This window comes from Nonomuraea sp. NPDC059194, assembly GCF_042754765.1.
Lineage (GTDB): Bacteria > Actinomycetota > Actinomycetes > Streptosporangiales > Streptosporangiaceae > Nonomuraea.
The window spans coordinates 18,722-30,963 of the sequence record NZ_JBHZBH010000018.1; the positions used below are offsets into that span (position 1 = coordinate 18,722).

At 72.6% G+C, this 12,242-nt stretch carries 11 protein-coding genes; 8 read left to right on the top strand and 3 right to left on the bottom strand.

Going from position 1 to position 12,242, the window contains the following annotated elements:
- Nucleotides 1–214 precede the first annotated feature (214 nt).
- Entirely contained in the window at nt 215–970 is a 756-nt protein-coding gene (locus tag ACFXJ8_RS22050) for an ankyrin repeat domain-containing protein (RefSeq protein ID WP_379645796.1), read from the top strand.
- A 210-nt stretch (nt 971–1,180) separates the two neighbouring features.
- On the opposite strand, the gene ACFXJ8_RS22055 is transcribed toward ACFXJ8_RS22050, so the two are convergent.
- Complete coding sequence (locus ACFXJ8_RS22055) at nt 1,181–1,591, bottom strand: hypothetical protein (protein ID WP_379645797.1); 411 nt, start codon at nt 1,589–1,591, stop codon at nt 1,181–1,183.
- Between the two features lie 80 nt (nt 1,592–1,671).
- Nucleotides 1,672–2,277 (bottom strand): TIGR03086 family metal-binding protein, encoded by a 606-nt coding sequence (locus ACFXJ8_RS22060; RefSeq protein ID WP_379645798.1) that lies wholly within the window; start codon nt 2,275–2,277, stop codon nt 1,672–1,674.
- Nucleotides 2,278–2,378: 101 nt separating this feature from the next.
- On the opposite strand from ACFXJ8_RS22060, the gene ACFXJ8_RS22065 reads away from it, so the two are divergent.
- Entirely contained in the window at nt 2,379–2,597 is a 219-nt protein-coding gene (locus ACFXJ8_RS22065; protein ID WP_379645799.1) for a hypothetical protein, read from the top strand.
- 72 nt (nt 2,598–2,669) lie between these two features.
- Here the strand turns inward: ACFXJ8_RS22065 and ACFXJ8_RS22070 are convergent, their stop codons facing one another.
- A complete protein-coding gene (locus ACFXJ8_RS22070; protein ID WP_379645800.1) occupies nt 2,670–3,848 on the bottom strand; it encodes an MFS transporter in 1,179 nt (392 codons plus the stop codon).
- A 73-nt stretch (nt 3,849–3,921) separates the two neighbouring features.
- Between ACFXJ8_RS22070 and ACFXJ8_RS22075 the strand changes: the two genes are divergently transcribed.
- The 6 genes from ACFXJ8_RS22075 to ACFXJ8_RS22100 all read left to right on the top strand — a co-directional run bounded on the left by ACFXJ8_RS22075 (nt 3,922) and on the right by ACFXJ8_RS22100 (nt 12,222).
- A complete protein-coding gene (locus ACFXJ8_RS22075; RefSeq protein ID WP_379645801.1) occupies nt 3,922–5,007 on the top strand; it encodes an ROK family transcriptional regulator in 1,086 nt (361 codons plus the stop codon).
- Between the two features lie 634 nt (nt 5,008–5,641).
- Complete coding sequence (locus ACFXJ8_RS22080; RefSeq protein ID WP_379645802.1) at nt 5,642–6,790, top strand: hypothetical protein; 1,149 nt, start codon at nt 5,642–5,644, stop codon at nt 6,788–6,790.
- A 25-nt stretch (nt 6,791–6,815) separates the two neighbouring features.
- Nucleotides 6,816–8,960, top strand: a complete 2,145-nt coding sequence (locus ACFXJ8_RS22085) for a hypothetical protein (RefSeq protein ID WP_379645803.1) — start codon at nt 6,816–6,818, stop codon at nt 8,958–8,960.
- Nucleotides 8,957–10,504, top strand: coding sequence for a hypothetical protein (locus tag ACFXJ8_RS22090; RefSeq protein ID WP_379645804.1), 1,548 nt, complete (start codon nt 8,957–8,959; stop codon nt 10,502–10,504). Before ACFXJ8_RS22085 ends, ACFXJ8_RS22090 begins: the two co-directional genes overlap by 4 nt.
- 21 nt (nt 10,505–10,525) lie before the next feature.
- Complete coding sequence (locus ACFXJ8_RS22095; RefSeq protein WP_379645805.1) at nt 10,526–11,515, top strand: AAA family ATPase; 990 nt, start codon at nt 10,526–10,528, stop codon at nt 11,513–11,515.
- 8 nt (nt 11,516–11,523) lie between these two features.
- On the top strand, nt 11,524–12,222 hold the full coding sequence (locus ACFXJ8_RS22100; protein ID WP_379645806.1) for a hypothetical protein: 699 nt from the start codon (nt 11,524–11,526) through the stop codon (nt 12,220–12,222).
- Nucleotides 12,223–12,242: the final 20 nt, after the last annotated feature.

A 12,242-nucleotide genomic window follows, 5' to 3' on the forward strand; every position in this document is an offset into this window, starting at 1 on the left:
CGCCACGAGCGGAACGATCTCGCGGGCCGCCGTACCGACGGCCCGCGAGCAGCCTGACCGGCACATCTGCGCTTTGCAGAGCGGACGGCCCGCGAAGCGCCGCGAACAGCCTCATCGGCCCATCTTCCCTTTCGCGGACCAGACCGCCCACGAAGGGACAGCGGGCGGCGAAAACCGGTGGAGGCCGGGGGCGGCGCCGTCCACACTGGGTCAGGTGGCGGAAAGCGAACTGGTGACGGCAGCGGCGACCGGAGCCGCGGACGAGGTCAGGCGGCTGCTGGACGGCGGCGCTTCTCCCGACGTTCCCGACGAGGACGGCGGCACCGCCCTCTACCGCGCGGCCGTGCAGGGGAACGCCGCCATTGTGCGGATGTTGCTGGTGGCGGGGGCCGACCCCGATCGGGAGAGCGGGGACGACAGCGACGGGCTGCCGCTGTGCGGCGCCGCGTGCTGGGGGCACCTCGACGCCGTGGTCGCGCTGCTCGACGGCGGCGCCGATCCCGATCGGCTGGAGGACCCCGACAGGCACGCGATGGCGGCGCTGCACTGGGCCGCCGCGCATGACCATCTGGCCGTCGTGTCGGCGTTGCTCGACCGGGGCGCCGACCCCGACATCCGCGACAGCGTCGGCGGCACCGCCCTCGCGCACGCCGCCAGGTACGGCACGGCGGCCGTGGTCAGGGCGCTGCTCGACCACGGAGCCGATCCCACGATCGCCGACGACCAGGGACGGCTCCCGGTCGAGTTCGCCCGCGAGTACGCCGGCCGGGACATCGAGGCGGTCGTGCTCGACATGGCCAGGGAGTACGCCCCGGACGAAGCGCGGATCACCGTGCGCCGCGAGGAGTCCGGAGGCGGCGGCGAACGCGTCGTGGCCGAGGTGCGCGAGGCCACGGGCCAACTGCGTTCGGAGTCGTTTCTCGGCACCGGCCACACCGAGACAGTCCGCCTCCTGGAGGCCCGTCCGTAGCGGGCCCAACCACACCCCCCACAGGGGAACAGCGGGAGTTGGCGACTCACCGCGGGCGAACGGTCCCACGCGGGAATACCACGCTCCCGGCGGGCGGACGGTCCTGGCTAGCCGGGTCCCTGCTTCGACGGATCGGCCCGTCACCGGGATACGCGCCGCAAGGGGCACCCCGCGGTCACGGGACGCCCCTTCAGATGCTTCCTCGGAGGATCAGCCGCAGTGCTCGAAGGGGCTCTCGTACCACTGACTGCCGTAGGAGCCGCCCCACATGATGCACTTGCCCGGCGCCTTGACCTTGACCGGGCCGGCGTAGTAGCGGAAGTAGTCCGCGTCCACCACGCCCGGCGAGCCGTACGCCTGCACCACCGCGCGCACCCAGACGCTGTTGCCCACGGCGGAGCCCTTCTTCCAGGTGACCACGCAGTTGGTCGACCCGTTGTAGAGCAGATAAATGGTGGCGGACGAGCCCAGCGCCTTGGTGTCGATGACGTGGTAGCTCCCGCCGCCACAGGCCTCGATCGGCGACGACGCCGCCATGGCCGGACTACTCAGCACGACCGAGGCCGCCAGCGCGGCCGCCGTGCCGAGCGCGAGGGTCGCACTTCGCCTGATAACGCCCATGGGGGGATTCCTCCTGAATATCTTGACTGAGGGTGATCAAGAGTAGTTGATACGGCTTGCGGAGACGAGCGGTCGCCTCTCTAGTGGGCGTTGACCGTGCCCTGCGCGGGTGAACGGCCGAGCATGGCGAGGATCCGGTCGAAGCGGGTGGCGTCCTGCGGCACGGCCAGTCCGGGCCGGAACGCCGATCCCGGCGTCAGCCGGCGTTCGTCGTCGGGGACCGCTTGGGCGATCGGCCAGGCGGCCTCGACCAGGTCGTCCTCCACCGCGTAGCCGATCCCCAGGGCGGTGGCGACGTCCCATCCGTGCACCACGTAGTCGATGAAGTGGAAGCCGATCGCCCGCGCCCCCGGAAAGACCGTCCCCGGGCCGAACTCGGGGAGGGTGAACCCGCGTTCGAGCACGCCGTCCTGGGCGAAGGCGTCGATCACGTGCCGCGCGGCCTGCCCGTACGACATCAGGAGGTCGTCGTCCGCCGGAGGGAGGCGCCAGGCCGCGAGGTCGGCCCCCTCTCCCCTGGCCGCCGCGGCGAACCCGCGGTGCTGGGCGGTCATGTGGGCCAGCAGGTCGGCCAGCGTCCAGCCGGCGCACGGGGTCGGCCGCCCGAGGTCCTCGCTCGTCGCCCTGGCCACCACCTCGACGCCGGCAAGTACGGCACGCCGGTCCAGCTCCCTAACGTCGCCCATATTGGTAAGCATAGGCATATCGTCTATATATGCTTATCATCTGTCAATAAGCAACCGCTTTGATGTGGAGTCTCCCGGGTAGGGGCACCGCCACGACGCCCGTGACCAGAGGGAACGTCCTGGCCGAGGTCTACCGGCACGGCAAGCCGATCGGCGGCTGGGACGGCGCCATGGAGGCGCTCGCTCTGGCGGCCACCCCCGCGGGGGCTCCCGGCGTTCTGCTGGGTGATCGTGGCGACGAGGTGCTGGGCGGGATCGTCGAGTTGCTCGGACGGCACCGCGTGTGGGAACGGTTCCCCGCGGCGGCACCACCGGACTGACCCCCGCGCGGGCGGCGCTCACACAGCGGGCGGCGCTCACACAGCGGGCGGCGCTCACACTCCGGGCGGCGCTCATACTCCGGCCGGGGTGAGCTCGACGGCCGGGGCCTGGCGTACGCGCGGGCGCATGGCCGTCGCCAGCAGCACCATCAGGACGGCCACGCCGGTGATCATCCCGAAGGCGGCGGGGTAGGAGATGCCGCCCGCGACCCAGCCGGTGACCGCGGGAGCCGTCAGGCCGGACAGGTAGGTGATGGTCGCGACTCCCGCCACGCCCTCGCCGGGTGTCGGCCCCACGTGACCCGCCTGGGCGAACACCAGCGGCACGATGGTCGCCACGCCCAGCCCGATCAGCGCGAAACCGGCGACGCACAGCAGCGGCGTGCGGGCGGCGACCACGATGATCCCACCCACGACCGCCAGCGCCCCGCCCGCCCTGACGACCGTCACCGGCCCGAACCGGTGGACCAGGCGGTCACCGGCCAGCCGCGCGCCCGCCATGCACAGCATGAAGACCGTGTAACCGGCGGCGGCCATGCCGGGGCCGGCGGCGGCGACCTCGGTCAGGTAGACGGCCGCCCAGTTGGAGCTGGCGCCCTCGACGAAGGTGCCGCAGAAGCCGACCACGCCGATGGCCAGGACCGCCCTCGGCGGGAGGGCGAAGCGGCGTGGCGCGGGCGCTTCGGCGCTCGAGCCGTTGGCGGTCATGTCGTCGTGGAGCAGCCCGCGCCCTGCGACGACGCCCATGACGAGCAGCAGCAGCGCCATCGCGCCGAGGTGCGCCCTGGCGTCCGTCCCGGTGTGGGCGGCCAGGATGCCGAGGCCGCCGCCGGCCAGGCTGCCCAGGCACCACCTGCCGTGCAGCCCCGAGATGATCGGGCGGCGCAGGTGGCGTTCCAGGACGACGCCGTGGGCGTTCATGACCACGTCGCACATGCCGGCGGCCGCGCCGTACAGGAGGAAGACGGCGACCAGCGCCGCGGGGACGGGGGCGAGCGCGGGCAGCGCGAGCACGAGACACCACAGCGCGAGCAGGATCCTGGTCGCGGTGGCGCTGCCGAGCCGGTAGCTCAGGCGGCTGGCCATGGGCATGGCGACGAACGCGCCGATCGACGGGCAGAGCAGGATCAGGCCGAGGGTGGTGGCGCCGAGGCCGAGGTGGTCCTGGATCCAGGGGAGGCGGGTGGCCAGGCTGCCGGCGACGGCGCCGTGGATGGCGAACGCGGCGCCGATGGCGCGATGTGGGGTCATGCCGGAGAAATTATCAGGAAGCCTTCCTGATGAAAAGAGGTAATAGGCAGGCTCCCTGATTATTATTGGGAGGGTGAAGACTGCGACCCCGGCCATGGCCCGCGCGATCAACGACCGCCTCGCCCTCGACCTGCTCTTGGAACGCGGCCCGCTGACCGCCCCTCAACTGCGCACGCTGACCGGCCTGTCCAGGCCCACCGTCTCCGACCTGATCGAGCGGCTCGTGGACGGCGGGCTGATCGAGGTGACCGGCGAGTGCGGCGAGGACCGGCGCGGGCCGAAGGCGAGGCTGTACGGGATCGTGGCGGGCCGCGCCCACGTGGCGGGTGTGGACGTGCGCCGGGTGGCGGTCAACGTGACCGTCGCCGACATCACGGGCGCGACGGTCGGCACCGCCGTACGCGACCTCCCTGGCGGGACGGGCGGCCACGTTCACCCCGACGCCCCTGGCGGCCTGGCCGACCGCGACGTCTCAGGGGAGCCCGATCTGGTCGCGCTCGTGGAGAGCGCGGTCGCCGCGGCCGCCGGCGGCCGCGCGCTCGACACGGTGGTGATCGGCGCGCCGGGTCTGGTCGATCCGCGGACCGGAGACCTGGTATCCGGCAACGACGTGCCCGGCTGGGGGCGGGGCTTCCTGGAGTCGGTACGGCGCCGCCTGGGTGTTCCGGTGGTCCTCGAGAACGAGGTGAACCTGGCCGCCGTCGCCGAGCACCGCTCGGGGGCGGCGGCGGGCAGCGACGACTTCGTGCTGATGTGGCTCGACGACGGCGTCGGGGCGGCGGTCGTGCTCGACGGCCGCCTGCGGCGCGGGATGTCCGGCGGCGCGGGCGAGATCGGGCTGCTCGACGTGAACGGGGCGACGCTCTGCCACGTCGTGGACGCGCAGGTGGCACGGGGGCTCGACGTGGGCGAACTGGCGAGGCGGATCGCGGTCGGCGCGTTCGCGCTGGTCACGGTGCTCGACCCGGGGCTGGTCGTCCTCGGCGGCAAGACGGGGCGGGCCGGTGGCGACAAGCTGGCCGGACTGGTGGCCGAACGGCTGCGCGAGCTGTCACCGGCGCCGACCAGGGTGCTGGGCAGCACGGTGGCGGGCAACGCGATCCTGCAGGGAGCCGTGCTGACGGCCCTCGACACGGCCCGCGACAAGATCTTCGGCTAGCGCCCGCAAGTCAGACAAAAGGGATCTGCAACCAGATTCGTCTAGAAACCTCCGCATAACCGGATCCGGTTTCCAGACACCAGGAGGCGACGGTGGCCGACGCCCAAGAACTACCGGCCCCACTTCCGCGACCGTTCCCGCCGCTCAGCACGGTCACGGATCTGATCGCCAGGATGGCGGTCTCCGGGCTGTGCGCACTGGCCGCACTGGGCCGCCTTTTGACAGGACCACCGAAGGGCTCGGCACGCCGCCCACCTCGGACCTGGCGCCCCTCTCCGTCCTGCACGTTCGCCTCGTCGCGATCTTCGCGACGATCGCGATGAGGCAGAGCCTGGCTGTCAGGGTTTTTGGTCAGGTCCTTATTACCAGCTGATCTCACCTGTGCGGACTGCACGCGCGCGCGGGTCCATAGCCCCATGTCAGAGTTCAGTCAAGGCCCGGAATTATACTTTTTCGGCACTTCTATAGAGATATCGCGAAATGTCGTTCTAATGTCATGTGGAAAGTTCGATTACTTCATTTATCACCCTTGAAAGGATGAGCTGTAAGTCTAATATCGGGGTTTGTGTCCCATGATCCATCGGACTTACCCGATAAGCAGGTCTGGCCACCCGGCCACTCCGATGACACAGCCATGACCGCTCCCATCCCCCCGCGGGCCAGGCACAGGTCGCAGCCTCGGCCGCCGGAGGACTGGGAGCCCGAACGGCTGTCCGCCGGTCCATGGCGGTTGATCATTCGTGCGGGGACCGTGTTCGTCGTGCTGGCCGCGGTGGGGATCGGGCTCGGCGCGATTCGATCGTCGTGGGCGCCCACGCCATCCGCGGACACCGCGTCGGCGCCGCCGCAGTCGCCACAGGCGGCCGTCCCTTCAACCCCAACGGTGTCCGCCGCTCCGTCGCGAGGGGACGGGGCGAAGCCGGCGGTCACCGCCGCGGAGGCCAAGCGGGTGCACGACCGCTTCCAGCGCGAACTGTCGGCGGCCCAGCTCGATCTGGACGACAAGGCCGTCGGCAAGCTCGAACAGGGGCTCGCGCTGGAGATGACCCTGGCGGGTTTCGAGACCGCCAGGATGCGGGACTCCGAGGTGGCGGCGGGGATCTGGCCGGGCACGAAGGTGTGGGTGCCACGCCGTACGGCTGACACGGGCGACTGGTTCGTGGCCGCCATGCACCAGCCGGGCGTGGCCCGCGTGACCGACGTGCTGGTCAGGACCGGCAAGGGGTGGCGGCTCGCGGCCTCGACCGCCGACACCCGAAACCCCGTGCCCGAACTGCCGGCCATCGCCGTCGACGCCGACGGGTACGCCATGAGCCTGGACGAGTTCGCCTCCGGCCTGCGTGGCACGCCGAAACAGGTCGCGCTCGCGCACCTGCGGAGCCTGGAGCGCGCCACCAAGGACGAGCGGTTCGCCGAAGGCCCGTGGACCTCGACCGCGGTACGGCGGTGGCAGCGCGAACGCGCCCAGCTCCGCAAGGCCGGCTGGGACCTGGACCTGTCGTACCGCCTGACCGGAAAGGTGCGCGCGCTCAGGACCGCCGACGGCGGCGCGCTGGTCTGGTACTCCGCCCGCTCCACCGAGGTCCGTACGGCCAAGCGGCCCGGCACCACGGTGACGCTCAAGGGCTCGGCCGCCGTCCGCACCGCCAACCGCCCGTTCGCCCAGAAGGCGAGCGCGACCTACGGGCGCATGTACGTGGCGCACGTCCCGCCGATCGGCTCCACCGAACCCATCAGGGTCATGGGCGACTGGACAGACGTACTGGAGAGCCACGGCACCTGACGACCCACCGGATAAGAGGAGCACCATGGCGACATCCCCACGCAGACCTTCCAGGTCAACGGTCGTCACGACAGCACTCACGATCGGCGTGTTCGGCGCCGGGGCGGGACTCGGCACCTTCCTTCATCATCGCAACGCCCAGCCGCAGGCCGAGATCCTCCGCCTGGCCGCCGGGACCTACCAGTTGGACGAGCAGGTCGCCGCGTCGTCGGCCTCCTCCTCCTCCTCCTCCTCCTCCTCCTCCTCCTCCTCCTCCTCCTCCTCCTCGGCCGCGCTCACCGCCCGTTCGCTGACCGGCGCGGACGAGGGCAGCACGCTGTCTGGCGGCTCAGGGGGCCCGCCGCTGTGCCTGGCGGCGACCGTCGACTGGATGGCGGTCTCGGGAGGCGGCGAGATGTGCGCGTCGATCCCGCTGCTGGGCAAGGCGACGACCGCGCCTCCGCTGCTCCGTCCCGGCAATCCGGCGGAGCGGTCCACCCCGTCGGAGAAGGCGCCGGAGCCCAGGAAGTCGGACCGGCCGGATCCGGCTCCCGGGAGGAGCGATCCGCCGGCGCCCACGCGGATGAACGAGCCGCGGCCGACGGCTGACCAGCCCGCGCCACGGCCTCCGGCGCGGGACCGGGACGACTCTCCCGCGCCCAGGAGAAGCGACCCTCCTTCGACGAAGAAGAGCGAACCCGAGGGCGACAGGAAGTCCGAGAACGACACGAAGGCCGAGGACGGCAAGAGGAAGGCCGACACTCCGGCTACCGCCCTGCCCAGGGCCACGCTGCGGGCCATCGAGCCGAACGCGCAGCCGCTGCCCAGCGGCCCGCCGCTCCAGCCGGTCCGCCCCCGCCCCGCCGACCAGAACCGACCCGACCAGAACCCGCCCGGCCGGAACCCTCAGGGTCAGACCCCGCCCGATCAGAACCCGCCCGGCCAGAATCCGCGTGGTCAGAACCCGCCGGGGCAGGATCCGCGCGGCCGTACCTCGCCGAGCCCGAACCGGTCGGGCCAGCCACGCCAGAACCCGACGGCCAAGCCACCGGACCAGGCCCCCACGGCCCGCCAACCCGTGCCCAGGGTCCCCAGCACCACTCCCACAGCCCGCCAGCCCGTGCCGCGGGTCCCGACCACCGGCCCCACGACCGGCCAGCCGGTGCCACGGGTCCCCACCACCGGCCCCACGGTTGGTCAGCCCGTGCCCCGGACCTCGCCGAACCATCCCACGGTCCAGCCTCCCGGCAGGGCCCCCGCCGACGACCGGCAGTGCCTGGTGACCGGTCCCGGCGGAACCACGCTGCGACCGGCCGTACCGGCCGGGATCGCCCCCGGCTGCGAGGACCCCGCGCAGACCGCGTTGCCGACGGGCAGATCAGCGCCACCTACCGTCAAGGCCCCCGCGACCCCGAGGTCCACCCCGCGGTCCACGGCGAAGGCCACGTCCAAGCCGTCGCAGCCGTCGATGCCCACCTCGCTGCGGCCCGCCGTCACCCCGAACCGGCAGGCCACCGGCACGAGCGGCCCGCGCGGCTCCGACGCCACCACGTTGCGTCCCGCCACCCCCGAGGGCGCCAGCCTGCCGATCTTCCAGGACCCCGAGCTCATGCGCCGCGCCGAGAAGGCCCTCGGCCTCGACGGCAGCAGGACCTACACCGACGCCAACGGCGAGTGGGACCTCACGATCGCTCCGCCCGGCACCCCCGAATGCCGCGACTACAGCAAGCAGCAACTCAAGGCGATGGGCGTCTCCGCGGCCTCGCCCGCCAACCTGCCGCGTGACTCGTGTCTGTGGCCGGCCTTCATCCGCTGGCTGTACGCCGAGCCCGCTCCTGGCGAGGTGAGCAACTGGACCACGTTCACCGGCCTGCCGGACCGGAACCTGCGACTCGTCGTCGTCGACCCGAACAGCGGCGGTCTCACACCGGAGGCGCATCCCGGCGCGGTCGACCCGAACGGCGGCAGCGCCCCCACATCCGGCGCGGTGGACCCGAACACGGGCAGCGTCCCCACATCCGGCGCGGTGGACCCGAACCGAGGGAGCGCCCCGGCACCCGGTGCGGTCGACCCGAACAGGGGCGGCGTCCCGGCGACCGAAGCCGCGCCCGGCGCGGTCGATCCGAACAGCGGCGGCACCCCGCCGAGGGACGCGGCGCCCGGCGCGGTCGACCCGGATCCGGGGCCATGAGTTCTCTTCACGACACGGAGCGCGCCATCCTCGGACCTGACATGGCCGCCGCGTGGATGCGCGAGCACGGCGACCACCTCATGGACTACGCCGTCCACCGGCTGGGCGAGGCCGCCGCGCCCGCCGCCGTCGCCGCGGCGCTGGGCTCGGCGCACTGGCGAACCGTGCCGAAGAGCGCCATCCCGGAGCGCGCCCTACCCGAGCACGCCGTGCCGAAAAGCGGCATACCCGAGCAGGCCGTACCGCTGAGCGCCCTGCCAAAAAGCGCCGCACCGCAACGCACCGCACCCGAGCGGGCCGTCCAGGGAGGCGTCTCCGAGCGCGGCCTGCTGTTCGCGGCGCTGCGCGGCGTCTACCTGGCCGACCCCGGCCACCGGGACGGCTACCACCCGGGCACGGGCCCCGGCCTGCCGGACGCGGAGCTGATGGACCGGGCGTGGGCGCTGGTCGACCCGCTGGGAGTGGAAGCGCTGCTGCTGATGTTCCGGCACGAGCTGACGCTGGCCGACCTGGCCCACGTCCTCGGCCTGCCCGAGGCGGAGGCGCACCGGCTGGTGACCAGGACGCAGGATCTCATCGAGACGCTGGTGAGCGGGCTGGACGCGCTCTCTCGCGGCCGGGCGACCTGCGAGAGGCTGGTCCCGCTGGTGGCGGCGGCTTTCCCCGCCGGGTCGGACGCGGCGCGCGCCGAGCTGCTGCATCACATGATCGAGTGCTCGACGTGCAATCGGCCGTTCAACATCCATTACACCGTGCCGCAGATGATCGATCAGGTGCCGGTGGTCCCGCTCGGGGCGGCGCGGCGGGAGGAGTTGCTGGCGCTGCTGCCGGCCGTACCCGATCCTGCTCCTCCCGCCGTCCCGCGCCAGGCTTCCGCACCGGCCGGGCAGGGCGCGGACCTCGACGTACGGCCGCCCGCCATTCCGACGCCCGGCAAGGACACGCCGCTGTTCAACGCGCTGGCGTCCGTGGTGTGGGCCCGTGAGGTCCTGTCCCCCACCGACCAGGTGAACGGCCCGGCGGCGCAGGTGATCCAGGGCGAGGCGGTGGAGGACGGCCCGCCGCCCGCCAGGCCCCGTTCCCGCCTGCCCGAGGCGCTGGCCGCCGCGGGGGCGCGCACCCGCGGCACCGCGGTCAAGGTCGCCATCATGCTCGCCGCCGGTACGGCAGGCATGATCACCGGCTTGCAGGTCCTCGGCCCGCCGCAGAGCCCGCCGCCCGAGACGACGTTCACTCCCTCGTCCGGCCGCGACGTCCTGATGGGGCGGCTGACGCTGCCCCCGTCGGTGTCGCTGGACGAGTTCGGCAGGGGCACGATCACGCTGAACGTTCCCGGCGAGCCGGTGAGCTGGCGGATCAGCGCGCCGGGCCTGGCCGTCACGCCGTCGACCGGCACGTCGGGCGACGGCGACCCGGCCGTGGTCCAGGTGCGGGCGCTGCGCTTTCGCCACTGGTGCGGTGACCCGTCCCCGGTGGAGGCGGTCCTGACCGTTCACGGACCCGCCGACTCGCTCACCACCCGCGTTCGCTGGAACACCTGCTGACCCCTTGCGAAAGGACGTGCCATGACGGAGACCCCTTCGAGGCTGCAGAAGCCGGCGTCGCAGCCGGAACAGTTCGACCAGTCCATCCCGCTGACCGCCGAACGCCTGCTGACCAACCGGCGGCCCGAGCCGTCCTCCGGCTGGCGGCGGCTGGTCTGGCTGCTGTCGGGGCGCAGGTACATACCCGCCGAGTCTTCGGCCGAGATCGAGCGGCGCAAACTGATCGCGCAGGCGCAGACCCCGGTGGCCAGCGGGCATCACCGGATCGCGGTCATGAGCCTGAAGGGCGGCGTGGGCAAGACCACGACCACGGCCGCGCTGGGCAACACGCTGGCCTCGCTGAGGGGTGACAGGGTCATCGCCATCGACGCCAACCCCGACAGGGGGACGCTGGGGCTGAAAGTCAAGTCGGAGACCGCCGCGACCATCCGCACGCTGCTGGCCGAGGCCGAGCACATCGTCAGGTACGCCGACGCGCGGGCCTTCACCTCGCAGTCACCGGCCCGGCTGGAGGTGCTCGCCTCCGACACCGATCCGGCCGTGAGCGAGGCGTTCGACGCCGACGACTACCGTACGGTCGCCGGGCTGATCGAGCGCTACTACTCCATCTGCATCACCGACTGCGGCACCGGGCTGCTGCACGGCGCGATGGGCGCGACGCTTGACCTGGCCGACCAGATCGTGCTGGTCAGTCTGGTCGCGGTGGACGGCGCGAACTCGGCGGCGGCCACGCTCGACTGGCTCACCGCCCACGGGCACGCCGACCTGGTGAAGAACGCCATCGTGGTGCTGAACGCCGTCGAGGAGCGCTGCGACGTCGATGTGGACCTGCTGGAGCAGCACTTCAGCGCCCGGTGCAAGACCGTGATCCGCGTGCCGTACGACCCGCACCTGAAGGAGGGCGCGGAGGTCGACCTGCTGCGGCTGCGGCCCACCACCGCCGGCGCCTACCTGCGCCTGGCCGCGGCGGCGGGGCAGGCTTTCAGCCTGCGCCCTGATCGGGGTCACTAGTGCCGCCCGTGATGGAGGACCCGGCCCTGCGGTGGGATCTGGGTCCGGTACGGCGCCGCCACCGGGTCCGCCGGGTGGCGATCGCGGTGGCGGCGGTGCTCGCGGTGGCCGTCGCCGCCTGGATGCTGCGTCCCGGTTCGGACGCCGAGCCTGTCACTCTCGCCGAACCCGCCGGGTACCACGGCGCGGCGGGTTTCCCCATCGGCTTCCCGCGCACCGAGCTGGGCGCCGCCTCGGCCGCCGCCGCGACCCTGGAGGCCGCCTGGACGCTCGACGAGGTCCAGGCGACGGCGGCGGCGCAGCTGTACGCGGCGCCCGAGCAGCAGGAGGCGGCACGTGCGGGCGCGGTGAACGCAACCAAGGGCTGGCGGCGCACGCTCGGCCTGCCCGAGGAGGGCTCGCTGCCCGCAGGCGCGGCCATGCGGTCGAGCACGATCGGCGTCCGCTGGCAGGAACGCGCGCAGGATCAGATCCTCGTCTCGGTCCTGGTCCAGGTGACGGCGACCAAGGGCGACCAAGGCCCGCTGTACTCCAGCCCGTACGCCATGAACCTGCTCATGACCTGGCATCCCACGCTGCGTGGCGGGGACTGGGTCAACACCCCCGACGCCCGGCCCGTCGCCGCGCCGCCCGCGGCCGCGCCGGGCACCCCCCAGTTCACCGCGGCGGGCTGGCGGCCCATCACCCGCACCGACCCCGCCCAGTGAGTCCAGCGCAGTGAGTCCAG